The organism is Nocardioides sp. S5-5, from assembly GCF_054954065.1.
The window spans coordinates 4,336,696-4,350,522 of the sequence record NZ_CP199913.1; the positions used below are offsets into that span (position 1 = coordinate 4,336,696).

At 72.6% G+C, this 13,827-nt stretch carries 11 protein-coding genes; 9 read left to right on the forward strand and 2 right to left on the reverse strand.

The features are described 5' to 3' along the window. Window positions 1-4: 4 nt before the first annotated feature. Window positions 5-1,498: a potassium/proton antiporter gene (locus ACUP6Y_RS21055; RefSeq protein WP_462552880.1), complete on the reverse strand. Its 1,494-nt coding sequence runs from the start codon at window positions 1,496-1,498 to the stop codon at window positions 5-7. 72 nt (window positions 1,499-1,570) lie between these two features. Between ACUP6Y_RS21055 and ACUP6Y_RS21060 the strand changes: the two genes are divergently transcribed. From ACUP6Y_RS21060 to ACUP6Y_RS21100, 9 genes are all read left to right on the forward strand, one after another. After that, the gene (locus tag ACUP6Y_RS21060) at window positions 1,571-3,109 is read left to right on the forward strand and encodes an FAD-binding protein (protein ID WP_462552882.1); all 1,539 of its coding nucleotides are present in this window, start codon (window positions 1,571-1,573) and stop codon (window positions 3,107-3,109) included. Window positions 3,110-3,235: 126 nt separating this feature from the next. Continuing rightward, window positions 3,236-4,405 (forward strand): pyridoxal phosphate-dependent aminotransferase, encoded by a 1,170-nt coding sequence (locus ACUP6Y_RS21065; protein ID WP_462552883.1) that lies wholly within the window; start codon window positions 3,236-3,238, stop codon window positions 4,403-4,405. A 72-nt stretch (window positions 4,406-4,477) separates the two neighbouring features. After that, window positions 4,478-4,930: a WXG100 family type VII secretion target gene (locus ACUP6Y_RS21070; RefSeq protein ID WP_462552885.1), complete on the forward strand. Its 453-nt coding sequence runs from the start codon at window positions 4,478-4,480 to the stop codon at window positions 4,928-4,930. Continuing rightward, entirely contained in the window at window positions 4,930-5,862 is a 933-nt protein-coding gene (locus ACUP6Y_RS21075; protein ID WP_462552886.1) for a DEAD/DEAH box helicase, read from the forward strand. The genes ACUP6Y_RS21070 and ACUP6Y_RS21075 overlap by 1 nt, the downstream gene beginning before the upstream one ends. Further along, window positions 5,859-7,193: a hypothetical protein gene (locus ACUP6Y_RS21080; protein WP_462552887.1), complete on the forward strand. Its 1,335-nt coding sequence runs from the start codon at window positions 5,859-5,861 to the stop codon at window positions 7,191-7,193. The genes ACUP6Y_RS21075 and ACUP6Y_RS21080 overlap by 4 nt, the downstream gene beginning before the upstream one ends. A gap of 205 nt (window positions 7,194-7,398) precedes the next feature. After that, on the forward strand, window positions 7,399-8,403 hold the full coding sequence (locus ACUP6Y_RS21085) for an AurF N-oxygenase family protein (RefSeq protein WP_462552889.1): 1,005 nt from the start codon (window positions 7,399-7,401) through the stop codon (window positions 8,401-8,403). Window positions 8,404-8,406: 3 nt separating this feature from the next. Next, window positions 8,407-10,098: an FAD-dependent oxidoreductase gene (locus ACUP6Y_RS21090; protein WP_462552890.1), complete on the forward strand. Its 1,692-nt coding sequence runs from the start codon at window positions 8,407-8,409 to the stop codon at window positions 10,096-10,098. A gap of 20 nt (window positions 10,099-10,118) precedes the next feature. Then, window positions 10,119-10,829, forward strand: a complete 711-nt coding sequence (locus ACUP6Y_RS21095) for a TetR/AcrR family transcriptional regulator (RefSeq protein WP_462552892.1) — start codon at window positions 10,119-10,121, stop codon at window positions 10,827-10,829. Then, a complete protein-coding gene (locus ACUP6Y_RS21100) occupies window positions 10,830-12,284 on the forward strand; it encodes a flavin-containing monooxygenase (protein WP_462552893.1) in 1,455 nt (484 codons plus the stop codon). Window positions 12,285-12,390: 106 nt separating this feature from the next. Here ACUP6Y_RS21100 and ACUP6Y_RS21105 read toward each other — a convergent pair whose 3' ends face one another. After that, on the reverse strand, window positions 12,391-13,821 hold the full coding sequence (locus ACUP6Y_RS21105; protein WP_462552894.1) for a vWA domain-containing protein: 1,431 nt from the start codon (window positions 13,819-13,821) through the stop codon (window positions 12,391-12,393). Window positions 13,822-13,827 lie beyond the last annotated feature (6 nt).

The following is a 13,827-nucleotide window of genomic DNA, read 5'->3' on the forward strand; positions in this document are numbered from 1 at the left end:
CGGGTCAGTCCTCGAGCCACTGCGCGAGCCGGCCGCCCTGGCTGACCTGGCGCAGCCGCTGCTCGGTGCCCTCGCGCAGCTTGCGGGGCGTGACGACGATGAGGTCGTCGCCGTGGCGCAGCACGGTACGCCGCTCGGGAACCAGGGTCCGACCCTCGCGCACGACCATCGACACGTTCGCCCCCAGCGGCAGTCGCAGCTCGCCGACCTCCACGCCGTGCAGCTTCGAGCCCGGGCTGATGGTGATCTGCAGCAGGTCGGCGGCGACCCGGTCGAGGGGCGCGGCCTCGACCTCGATCCCCCGCGGCTCCGAGCGGCGGGCGACGCCCAGCAGCCGGGCGGTCAGCGGGAGCGACGGGGCCGTGATCAGGGTGTCGAGGACGACGAGCACGAAGACGATGTCGAACAGCCGGCTCGCGCCGTCCACCCCCTCGGCGAGGGGGATCGTGGCCAAGACGATGGGGACGGCACCGCGCAGCCCGGCCCAGGAGATGAAGGCCAGCTCCGCCGACCTCATCGGCCGGACGACGGCACTCACCACCACCGACACCGGTCGGGCGACGAAGGTGAGGATGCTGCCCGCGACGACCGCCATCCCGATCACCTCCCACGACAGCCGGTCCGGCGAGAGCAGCAGGCCGAGCATCACGAACAGCCCGATCTGGGCGAGCCAGGCGAGCCCCTCGACGAACGAGCGCGTGGTCACCCGGTGGGGCAGCTCGGCGTTGCCGAGGACGAGCGCGGCGACGTAGACCGCGGCGAACCCGCTGGCATGGACGGCGGCCGCGCCGCCGTACCCGATCAGGGTCAGGCAGAGCACCGCGATCGGGTAGAGGCCGGACGACGGCAGCGCCGCGCGGCGCATCACCCAGGCACCGCCGAAGCCGGCGGCGAGCCCGAAGGCGACGCCCGCGACCAGCTCGTAGAGGACGATCCCGGTCGTGCCGAGCAGGCCGTGCTCGCCGACCGCGCCCGAGGAGACCAGGGTGACCAGGACGACTGTCGGGGCGTCGTTGAGACCGGACTCGGCCTCGAGGGTGCCGGTGATCCGCTTCGGCAGCGGCACCACCCGCAGCACGGAGAAGACCGCCGCGGCATCGGTCGGCGAGCAGATGGCGCCGAGCAGGATCGAGAGCTGCCAGGACAGGCCGAGCAGGAAGTGCGCGCCCACGGCGACGATGCCGATCGACACCAGTACGCCGACCGTCGCCAGCGACAGGCCCATCCGCATCGCGGGGCGGGCATCGCGCCAGTTGGTCGTGAGGCCACCCTCGGCGAGGATCACCGCCAGCGCGCCGAACCCGATCGCGTGGGCGAGCTCGGCGTTGTCGAAGGAGATGCCGAGCCCCGCCTCGCCCAGGGCGACGCCCATGAGCAGGTAGACCAGCAGGCTGGGGAGGCCTACTCCGGACGACATCCGCACCGCGAGGACGGCCAGAAATGTGACTCCGGCGCCGATCAGCAGGAAGGTGTCGAGCTGGTGGACGTCGAAGGACATGAAGTTAGCACTCGGCTTTCGTCGGGTGGCGGGGATCTAGTCTATCGGTAGAACATGTTCTAGATTTCAGCCGTGGCATCTGCGAACCCCAACGCCCCGGCCGGCCTGACTCTTCCCGACGTCCTCCCGCCGAGCGTACTGAACGAGGACACCGAGCAGTTCGACGTGGTCGTGGTGGGCTTCGGCATCGCCGGTGGCTGCGCCGCGCTCGAGGCAGCCCGCGCCGGCGCGCGGGTGCTGCTGCTCGAGAAGGCCGCGGTCCACGGGGGCACATCGTCCATGTCCGGCGGACACTTCTACCTCGGCGGCGGTACGGCGGTCCAGCGTGCCACCGGCCACGACGACTCGGTCGAGGCGATGGCGGCGTACCTGCTCGCCTCGACCAAGGACCCCGACGAGGAGAAGATCCGCGCCTACTGCGAGGGCTCGGTCGCGCACTTCGACTGGCTGGAGTCGCTGGGATTCCGGTTCGAGCGCTCCTACTTCCCCGGCAAGGCGGTCATCCAGCCCGGCACCGAGGGACTGATGTTCACCGGCAACGAGAAGGTGTGGCCGTTCCGCGACCAGGTGGCGCCCGCCCCGCGCGGCCACAAGGTGCCGGTGCCCGGTGACACCGAGGGCACGAAGATCGTGATGGACCTGCTGCGCGAGCAGGTCGAGACGGCCGGGGTCGAGGTCCGCTACGAGACCGGGGCGAGCAACCTCGTCGTCGACGGGGACGCCGTCGTCGGCGTGGCCTGGCGCTCCTTCGATCGGCACGGCGTGATCCGCGCGGACGGCGTCGTCATCGCCGCCGGCGGGTTCGTGATGAACGCCGACATGGTCGCCCGCTACACCCCGGCGCTCGGCTCGAAGCTGTTCACCCTCGGCTCGACGTACGACGACGGGCTGGGCATCCGCCTCGGGGAGTCGGTCGGCGCGGCTCTGGAGAACATGGAGGAGCCGTTCATCACCGCGCCCTTCTACCCGCCGTCGTCGCGCTGCAAGGGGATCATCGTCAACCGGGACGGACGGCGGTTCGTCGCCGAGGACAGCTACCACGCGCGGACGTCGTACCACGTGATGCGGCAGCCCGACGCCGTCGCCTACCTCATCGTCGACAGCGAGCACCTCGGCGAGGACCACATGCCGCTGGTGCCGCTCAAGGACGGCTTCGAGACGCTGGAGGAGATGGAGGCCGGGCTCGGCATGCCCGCCGGGTCCCTGGTCGCGACCGTCACCCGCTACAACGAGCAGGCGGCCGACGGCAAGGACCCCGACTTCCACAAGCACCCCGACTGGCTCGCCCCGCAGATCGCCGGACCGTGGGCGGTGCTGGACCTCTCGCTCGGCGTCGCGCTGTACGCCGGCTTCACCATCGGCGGGATGGCCACCACCGTCGACGGCCAGGTCCGGCGTACCGACGGCTCGGTGATCCCCGGCCTGTACGCCGCCGGCGCGTGCGCGTCGAATATCGCCCAGGACGGCAACGGCTACTGCTCCGGCACCCAGCTCGGCGAGGGCTCCTTCTTCGGCCGCCGGGCGGGCCGCCACGCCGCCGACCCGGCGCAAACTGAGCTGTTCAAGCCCGCCGACCCGGCGCAAAGCAACGTTCCCTTCCCGCCGACCTGACGCTGGAGTCGCCACACGTGCGGTCTCCGCAGGCCAGATCGGCGCGATCACGCGCATCACTTTGCGCCGGGTCGTCGGGCGCCGCGGTTCACTTTGCGCCGGGTCGCGCATGACAGGATCGGGAGGGTGACTGACCGCCTCAGCGCCGCGATGCGGGCGAACGTGCCGCCCTTCCACGTGATGGACCTGCTCGCGGGGGCGGCCGAGCGCCAGCGCACCCACGGCGACCTGGTCAACCTGGTGGCCGGCCAGCCCAGCACCGGTGCGCCGGCGACCGTCAACGCCGCGGCGATCCGGCTGCTCGGCAGCGGCGACCCGCTCGGGTACACGACCGCGACCGGCATCGTCGAGCTGCGCACGGCGATCGCGGGCCACTACCGGCGCACCTACGACGTCGCCGTCGGTCCCGACGACGTGATCGTGACCACCGGCTCCAGCGGCGGCTTCCTGCTGGCGTTCCTGGCGGCCTTCGACGCCGGCGCGCGGGTGGCGATCGCCCGGCCCGGCTACCCCTGCTACCGCAACGTGCTGGCGGCGCTGGGCTGCGCGGTGGTCGAGATCCCGACCGGGCCCGAGACCCGGTTCCAGCCGACGGTCGAGCAGCTCGCCGAGGCGCACGCACGGGAGCCGATCGCCGGCCTGGTCGTCGCCAGTCCCGCCAATCCGACCGGCACCATGCTGCTGCCCGACGAGCTCGCCGCGATCGCGCGCTGGTGTGAGGAGAACGGCGTCCAACTGGTGTCCGACGAGATCTACCACGGCATCCAGTACGCCGACTCTCGGTCGAGCTGCGCCTGGGAGACCTCCCGCGAGGCGGTCGTGTTCGGCTCGTTCTCGAAGTACTTCTCGATGACCGGCTGGCGGCTCGGCTGGATGCTCGCCCCCGAGCGGCTGCGGCGGCCGGTCGACGTGCTGACCGGCAACTTCTCGATCTGCCCGCCCGTACTGGCCCAGCACGCGGCGCTCGGCGCCTTCGAGGACGCGGCGTACGCCGAGCTCGACGCCCACGTCCAGCGCTACGCCCGCAACCGCGGCCTGCTCCTCGACGGCCTGCAGCGACTCGGCGTCGACCGGCTCGCCCCGGCGGACGGCGCGTTCTACGCGTACGCCGACGTGGGGCACCTCACCACCGACTCGATGGCCTACTGCCGCGACCTGCTGGCGCGCACCGGCGTGGCCGTCGCCACCGGCATCGACTTCGACACCGTCGACGGCGGCCGCTTCCTGAGGTTCAGCTTCGCCGGCACCGCCGACGACATCACCACCGCCCTGGACCGGCTCGACGGCGCCCTGTGACGAGTGGTCCCGTCCCGGAGAGCCCCCACCACTAGGGTTTGAGCAGGGACCGATCGGGGAAAGGCGCGACTCATGTACGGCGACAGCGAGATCATTCGACGTCGCGCGACCCAGCTGCGGGACCAGGGGGCCGACGTACGCGCCCTCGCCGACGAGCTGGTCGCGCGGGTCGAGGGCCTCGGCTGGACCGGGCGGGCCGCGGACGCGATGCGGGAGCGGGTGACCGACCGCGCCAGCCACCTGCGGCGGGCAGCCGAGCGCCACACCGGCGCCGCTGACGCGCTGGCGGACCATGCCGAGAGCGTCGACGCCGTGCGCGAGGAGATCGCCACCACCGAGGCGCGGGTCGGCGCGCTGGTCGCCGACGCCCGAGCCCGGATCGCCGCGATCGCGACCCGCAACGAGGCCGGTGACGGCCTGCAGGTGACGCCGGACCCGCTCGACGAGGCGCTCGCGGCCTTCACGCCGCCGCCGTCCGGGCATCGCGACTGGCTCGCGGTCGACGTCCCCGGCCTGGAGCGCTGATGCCGACCATCGACCTGACCTCGGTCTCGCCGCCGCGCACCCCCGGCGGCGACGCCCTGGCCGCTGCGCCCCGGCGGATCGGCCTCAACCTGGCCGAGCTGCAGCACGCCGCCCGACTCGACGGCGACGCCCCGCTCCCGTTCGAGGTCGCCGCGCCGCCCACCGCCGACGCCATGCAGGCCCGCCTCGGGCAGAGTCCGGCGACGCTCGACGACCAGGCCTTCCGCGTCGCCGTCGCCGCCCTCAACGACCCCGCCGACGCCCTCGAGCGCCGTGGCCTGAGCGTCGACGGGGTGCTCGACGCCGGGCTCGCCGGGGCGATCGGACTGCTCGCCTCCCCGCGCCTCGCCCTCGACGTCGACGTCACCATGGGCGGCGTCCAGGCCAAGGTCTGGCACCGCCAGGGCGGGAGCGCCGTCGCCTCGCTGGCCACCGTCGACGGGATCGTCTTCGAGCTCGGCTGGTTCGGCACCGACGCCTGGGCCGCCGAGCTCGCCCGGGTCGCCGCGATCTCGGAGGAGGTGACGCTCGGGCCCTCCGAGGTGCCGTCGTACGTCGACCTGCCCTTCGAGCTCGCCGACGCCGCCGCGGAGGCCAGCGGCTCCGGCCGCGGCGACCTGCTCCCCGTGCTCGCGTCCCGCCATCACGGCGCCGTGCGCGGACCCGACGGCGCCCTGGACGACGCGACCGTCGTCGGCGTGCTCGCCTCGCTCGCGAGCGAGGCGCGCGGCCGGCTGCGCGCGCTGGTCGCGGACGTGTCCGGCGCCGAGGTCGACACCGTCGGCGTCGTCTCCTGGACCCTGCTCGCCGATGGCTGGCGGGCACTGCGCCCCCACCAGGAGGAGGGCGTGCTGCGGCTGGAGCTGCGCGCCGCCGTCGCCGACGACCTGGGGGCGGTCGTCGCCCCCGTCCTCGGGGAGGCGGCGCGGTGAGCACCGAGGAGCAGTCACTCAGCGCGGTCGAGGTGGCGGACCTGGCCGACAAGTACGACCAGATGCTGCGGCTGGCCGACCTGTTCGACGACGCCGGCGCCCAGATGCGCGCGTGGTCGCAGCTCGGCGACGTCGTGCTGGCCGATCCCGACGTCACGGACTCCGCGGCCCTGTCCCCCACGACCTGGAGCACCGCCGAGGACGAGATCCGGGCCGCGACCACCGGCAAGGGCAGCCTGCTCAGCCGGTCCATCGAGCTCGATGCCGACGCGCTCGTGCTGCGCGCGACGGTGATGACCTACCGCTGGATCGACGAGCTCCAGGCGGCGGCGTACGAGACCCTCGGCTCGATCGCCGGCAAGGCCATCGGCTACCTCGCCCCCGAGGTCAACCTCGGCGGCGCGATCGTCGCGGCCGGGCTGATCGAGACCGACGCGCTGGACCGCGACGGCGTGGCGGCGTACCTGGGCGAGCTGGCCGAGGCGAACCCCGAGCTGATGGAGCACGTCACCACCGGGGGCGGCACACTCGACAGCCTGCAGATGCGCGGGCTGCTCACGGCGGGCGTCCACGCCGGGGACGCCGGGCGCTCGGCGCGGATCGGCGGCCTGCGCGCCACCGGCATCGCGCCGCTGGCCGACGACTGGGGTGCGGCGCTGCGCGACGTCGCCGTCGGGCTGGGCGAGGTCGTCGAGCCGGTCGCCGCCGAGCCGGCGGCGACCGACGGCGCCACCGTGCCCGCCGGCCTCGCCGACCTGATGGCGACCCTCGCCCGGACGGACGGGCCCGTGCGGGTGCTGCGAACGGCGCCCGGACGCCTGGTCGCCTTCCTGCCCGACGCCACCGCCCCCGCGCCCGCCGCCGGCCGGCTCCGCCTGGTCTCCGGCGACGCCTCCAGCGAGGCATCCGCCGTGGTCCGCGCGCTCAGCGCCGCGGTCGAGCCGGATGACGAGCCCACTCGGGTGATGCTGGTCGGCCGCGGCAGCGGTGGCGCGGCCGCGCTCGAGGTCGCGACCCGCGACCAGCCCGGCTTCGTCGTCGACCAGGTCGTCACCGCCGACGCCCCCGCGACCCAGCTCGCGCTCCTCCCGGCCGATGTCCAGGTGCTCTCGCTCGAGGACCGCGGCAACCCGGTCGCCCTTCTCGGATCGCTGATCAACGCCGGCGCGGCCAACCGTCTTACCGTGGTGTACGACGCCGCCGCCGACCCCGACCTGCCCGCCATCGTCGCCGGTGGTCGCGCCGCCGACCGGGCCGAGCACCCCGACCTGGTCGCCGCCCTCGCCCGCTGGCGCGCCTCGGGCTTCCTGCGTCCGAGCGCGGGAGGTTGACGCGGCCCGGCGTCTCGTGACGGTCGCTGCGCGGGCTCCTCGACGTCCGGGGCAGCGATCCCCGTCACACCCGAACGGCCCTCTCCGGGCCGTTCGGCTCATTTCCCTGCCATTTGCTTGACAAAACCCGGGTCAATGTATGCAACATGTTGTTGCGCTAACAACCAGCACGCTCCCGATTTCGATGACGAGAACGGACCGGACCATGACTGCGACCGCCGACGCCCCGATCGACACCCCCACCGCCCACGACCTCGACGGGCTGAGTTACCAGGACACGCTGCGTGTGCTCTCCGAGGCGTCGGTCCACCAGCACTTCGACGCCTTCCTCGACATCGCGTGGGACAGCCCGGAGCTCGAGGTCGTCCCCGACGACCCGCGCTGGATCCTGCCGACGGTCGACTCGCTGGGCGGCACGGAGTGGTACCGGTCGCTGCCGCGGGAGCGGCAGATCGAGATCGGCAGGTACCGGATGGCCAATATCGCCAAGGTCGGCCTGCAGTTCGAGCAGCTGCTCATCGGCGGCGTCGTCAACCACCTGATGACGATGCCCAACGACCGTGCGGAGTTCCGCTACTCCACGCACGAGATCACCGAGGAGTGCCACCACACCCAGATGTTCCAGGAGGCGGTGAACCGGATCGGCGTCGACGTCCAGGGCGGCCCGACCTGGTTCCTCAAGATCGCGCCCTTCCTGGCGCTGGCCGGCCGCGGACTGCCCAACATCTTCTTCTTCGGCATCCTCGCCGGCGAGGAGCCGATCGACTACCTGCAGAAGTCGGTGCTGCGCTCCGGCACCGAGATCCACCCGATCGTGCAGCGGGTGATGCAGATCCACGTGGCCGAGGAGGCCCGCCACATCGGCTTCGCGCACTCCTACCTGGTCGAGCGCTCCAAGGACTACGGCACGCTGCAGCGCTTCGGCCTGTCGCTGGCGTACCCGGTGATCATGCGGGTGCTGTGCGACGTGATCATGCGGCCCAGCAAGCGGATGCAGAAGGACCTCGGCATCCCGAAGTCCGTGATGCGCGAGGTCTACTGGAAGTCCGAGCAGTCCGAGAAGCTGCTGCGCGACACCTTCGGCGACGTGCGGATGCTCGCCGACGAGCTCGGCCTGATGAACCGGGTCTCGCGCCGCGTGTGGCGAGTGCTCGGCATCGACGGGCGCCCCTCGCGCTTCCGCAGCGAGCCCAAGTCCGCCGCGGTCTGAGCCATGGCGTACGTCGTCACGCAGTCGTGCTGTGCCGACGCCTCGTGCGTCGTCGCCTGCCCGGTCAACTGCATCCACCCCGCTCCGGGTGAGCCCGGCTTCGGCACCACCGAGATGGTGTACGTCGACGCGACCGCCTGCGTCGGCTGCGGCGCCTGCGCGACCGCGTGCCCGGTCGGAGCGATGGTGCCCGATGCCGCGCTGACGACGAAGCAGCTGCCCTTCCTCGACCTCAACGCCGCCTACTACGACGCCTTCCCCCACGCCGACCGCACCCCTGTCGCGCTGGTGCCGCAGCAGCGCCGGCTCACCCGGCCCGGGCCGTTCCGGGTCGCGGTCGTCGGCGCCGGCCCGGCCGGGCTCTACACGGCCGACGAGCTGCTCAAGCACCCCGAGGTCGTCGGCGTCGACGTCTACGACCGGCTGCGGACGCCGTACGGCCTGGTCCGGCACGGCGTCGCCCCGGACCACGCGTCGACCAAGCTGGTCACCCGCCTGTTCGAGGCGATCGAGCGGCAGCCGCGGTTCCGCTACCTCCTCGACGTCGAGGTCGGCGCCGACGGCGGAGTCACCCTGGCCGACCTGCGCGCCCACTACGACGCCGTCGTGTACGCCGTGGGCGCGTCGGCCGACCGCGGCCTCGGCATCCCCGGCGAGGAGCTGGCCGGCTCGATCGCCGCGACCGCGCTGGTCGGCTGGTACAACGGCCACCCCGACCAGCAGACGCTCGACGTACCGCTGGCCGCTGAGTCCAATCCGTCGGGGCGCGCGGTCGTGGTCGGCAACGGCAACGTGGCGCTCGACGTGGCGCGGATCCTGTCCCGCCCCCTCGACGTCCTCGAGCGCACCGACCTGGCGCCCGGACCGCTCGACCGGCTCCGCGCGAGTCAGGTCCGCGAGGTGGTCGTGCTCGGCCGGCGTGGCCCCGCGCAGGCGGCGTTCACGGTGCCCGAGCTGATCGGCCTGGCCGCGCTCGACGACGTGGACGTGGTCGTCGACGCCGACCCGGCGCTGCTGACCGGCGACGACCAGCGCAGCGTGCTGCTGCGCGAGCTCGCCGAGCGGCCGGTCGCCCCCGACAGCGGGAGGCGCCGGATCGTGCTGAGCTTCGCGGTCTCCCCCGTGGAGATCCTCGGCGCCGACGGCCGGGTCCGCGGGGTCCGCGTGGCCCGCAACGAGCTGGTCACCGACGCCGACGGCTCCGTCCGCGCGGTCGCCACCGACGACGTCCACACCCTCGACGCCGGCCTGGTCGTCCGCTCGGTCGGCCACCGCGGCGCCCCGGTCGCCGGGCTGCCGTTCGACGAGCGCACCGGCACCGTCCCCCACCACGAGGGCCGGGTCGAGCCCGGCGTCTACGTCGTCGGCTGGATCAAGCGCGGTCCGGTCGGCTTCATCGGCACCAACAAGACCGACGCCCAGGAGACCGTCGAGACGATCCTCGACGACCTCGACGCCGGCCTCCCCGCGCCGACCGCGACCGCGATCACGGCGCTCGTCGCCGCCCGCCACCCCCAGTCCGCCGACCTCGCCGCCTGGCAGCGGCTCGACGCCGCCGAGCGCGAGCGCGGCGCGCGGACCGGCCGGCCCCGCGCCAAGATCACCGACGTCGCCGAGCAGCGCTCGGTCGCCGCGCCCCCGGCCGCCACCCGCCGCCGGGGCCTGTTGCGGCGTACCGTGTCGCTGACATCGTGAGGATCGCAGGAGGTGTCGACATGGGGACGCCGAAGCGGGAGCAGACCGACGGCCGCAAGCGCCGCTGGCAGCAGCACAACGCCGACCGCCGGCAGGCGGTGATCGAGGCCGCGTTGACCGTGCTGGCACGCGACCTCGAGCCCGGCGCCGAGCTGAGCGTGCAGCTGATCGCCGACGAGGCGTCGGTCCACCGCACCGTGCTCTACCGCTACTTCGAGGACCGCACCGACCTCGACGTCGCGATCCAGCAGGAGATCTGCAACCGCGCCGGCGAGCTGCTGCTCGCCGCGGTCACCCTCGAGGGCACGCCGCGCGAGATCGTGCATCGGATCATCGACGCGTACGTCGGCTGGGGTGCTCGCAACGTCGCGCTGATGCGCTTCGCCGAGCGCGACATCCCCGGCGCCGCGGCCAAGCCGCTCGACGTCGCGATCGGCCAGATCGCCGAGCAGATCGAGCTGGTCATCGGCGGCTTCCTCGCCGTCCTCGAGGCCGACGTCGAGGAGGACGACCGCGACGCGCTGACGCCGTGGGTGTTCCTCCTCGTCGGCGGCGTCATCGCCGCCGTGCGCAGCTGGAGCTCCCGCGAGGAGCTGCGCCCGGCGGCGCCACAGTTCACCCGGCTGCTCGCCGACGTGACCTGGCTGCAGATCGAAGGTCTGGCAGCCTCCCGCAGGATCGAGGTGCCCGACCTCCCGGTCGAGCAGCTCCTGAACTTCAAGGAAGCCTGAATGAGCGACTCCACGCACCTCGACGTACTGATCATCGGCGCCGGCCTGTCCGGCATCGACGCGGCGTACCACGTGAGCAAGGCGTTCCCGGCCAAGACGTACGCCGTGCTCGAGATGCGCGACTCCCTCGGCGGCACCTGGGACCTGTTCCGCTACCCCGGCATCCGCTCCGACTCCGACATGCACACCCTCGGCTTCGGCTGGAAGCCGTGGAAGGGCGCCAAGGCGATCGTCGACGGGCCCGACATCCTCGCCTACCTCGAGGAGGCGGCGGCCGAGAACGGCATCGACGAGCACATCCGCTACCACCACAGGCTGGTCCACGCGGAGTTCTCCACGTCCGATGCGCGCTGGACCGTGACCGTCGAGCGCACCGACACCGGCGAGACGATCGAGCTGACCGCGAGCTTCCTGTGGTCGACCTCCGGCTACTACCGCTACGACGAGGGCTTCACGCCCGCGTTCGCCGGCGCCGAGGACTTCGAGGGGCGGATCGTGCATCCGCAGCACTGGCCCGAGAACCTCGACTACGCCGGCAAGCGGGTCGTCGTGATCGGCTCCGGCGCCACCGCCGTCACCCTGATCCCCGCGCTGGCCGACTCCGGCGCCGGGCACGTCACGATGCTGCAGCGCACGCCGACGTACATCATCAGCCAGCCGACGTACGACAAGGTCTCGGCGCAGATGTACCGCCGCCTGCCCGACAGCATCGCCCAGAAGCTGGTCCGCACCCGCTACCTCACCAGCCGGATCGCGTTCTACGAGTTCTGCCAGGCCCGCCCCAAGGAGTCGCGCGCGCTGCTGCGCAGGCTGCTCGAGCGCCAGCTGCCCGACGACGTCGACTTCGACGAGCACTTCAAGCCGCCGTACGACCCCTGGGACCAGCGTCTGTGCGCCGTCCCCGGCGGCGACCTGTTCAAGGCACTGCGCCACCACACCGTCGACATCGTCACCGACCACATCGAACGGTTCACGCCGGGCGGGATCCTGCTGAAGTCGGGCCGCGAGCTCGAGGCCGACATCATCGTCACCGCCACCGGCCTCAACCTGCAGATCTTCGGCGGTGCCACCCTCGGCGTCGACGGCGCCGCGGTCAAGCCGGCCGACACCATGGCCTACAAGGGCCTGATGCTCAGCGACATCCCCAACTTCGCGTTCATCATCGGCTACACGAACGCGTCGTGGACGCTGAAGGCCGACCTGGTGTGCGAGTACGTCGTCAAGCTGCTCCGGCGGATGGACGAGACCGGCGCCCGGACGGTCGTGCCGCGCCGCGACCCGGGCGTCGCCGAGGAGCCCTTCCTCGACTTCGAGGCGGGCTACGTCATGCGGTCCATCGACTCGCTGCCCAAGCAGGGCGCCACCTTCCCGTGGCGGCTGAAGATGAACTACTTCAAGGACGTGCTCGTGTTCCGCAAGCCGGTGGAGGACGAGACGCTGGAGTTCTCGGGCTGAGGTCGGGTGCCGGAATCGCCGCTTCAGTGGCGAAACTGGCGCTTCTTGACCGCTGCAACGGTCAAGAAGCGCCGGAATCGCCGCCGAAGCGGCGATTCCGGCACCCTCACCACGCGAGGTCGTGGACGAACTCGCTGAGCTGGGTCAGGTTGCGACACTCGATCATCCGCACGATCTCGCCGTACGACGGCGCGGCGGAGTCGCCGGTGCCCCAGTTGCGCTCGTGCTCGGGGTTGAGCCAGAAGGTCCGCTTCACCGAGCCGGCGAGGCGCCGCAACGCGTCCTCGTGGAGGTCGCTGTAGTTGGAGCGGGCGTCGCCGAGGATGAGCAGGGTGGTCTTCGGGGTGAGGGCGTCGAGGTGGGCCTCCTCGAACTTCGTGAACGCCCGGCCGTAGTTGGTGCGGCCCCACAGCGCGGCGTGGGACGTGGCGGCGGCCAGGTCGGCGAGCACGTCGACCGGGTCGGCGCCGGGCCGGAGGTGACCGGTGACCTCGTGGACGTGGTCGATGAAGGTGAAGGCCCGCATGCTCTGGAAGACCTCGCGCAGCGCGAAGACGAACAGCAGCGTGAACTGGGCGAAGTTGGCCACCGAGCCGCTGACGTCACAGAGCACGACGAGGTCGGTGCGGTGCGGCCGCTTGGGCCGGTGGTGGGTGGTGATCGGGACGCCGCCGGTGGCGATCGAGGCGCGGACGGTACGACGGAAGTCGAGCGGCGCCGTGCGCGCGTGGCGGGAGTGCTGCTCCTTCGCGAGCCGGGTCGCGAGCCGGCGGGCCAGCGGGAAGATCTCCTTGCGCATCTCCTCGAGGTCGGTGCGCCGGGCGGCCATGAAGGCGAGCTTGTCGATGCTGGGCCGGACCGCGACGTCGGCGACGTGGTCGGGACCCTTCTCCTCGGCGATCCGGCGCCGGGCGTCGTCCTCGACCATCGCGGTGAACGACCCGATCCGGCGGTGGGCCCGACGCCGGGCGTCCTCCTCGTCGGCGCCCTGGCCCAACAGAGCGGCGACCAGCTTGTCGACCAGCTCCTGGGGGGCCACCCGCTGCAGGGCGGTGTACGCCGACCACGACGACAGGCCGGGCCCCCGGCCGGGCATCGCCCCGAAGACGCCGACCATCTCGGCAGCCATCCGGCGCAGCTCCGCCTCGTCGAGCTGAGCCGCCTCCAGCGCCTCGGCGAGGCGGTCGCGGAAGTCGAGGAGGGCGGTGGCGTTGTCGCGGACCTGCCCGTCGCCGGCCGCGCCGCCGGCCTCGTCACCGTCGCCCGCGACGCCGTTGCCGACCATGGCGGGGAAGTAGACGTCGAAGAGCGCGTCGAAGGTGGTCCGCTGCGCCTGCTTCTTCACCATCGTGGCGGCGAGCGCGTCGCGCACCAACGACCGGTCGCCCCAGCCCCCGTCGTTCCAGCACAGTGCGCCCAGCGCGGCCAGGGAGTCGATGTCCTCGGCCAGCGAGACCGACAGCCCGGCACCGCGCAGCGCCTCGACGAACGCCAGGTGGCGGTCGAGGAGCCCGGACTGCTCGGCATACTCGGTCATCGCGGC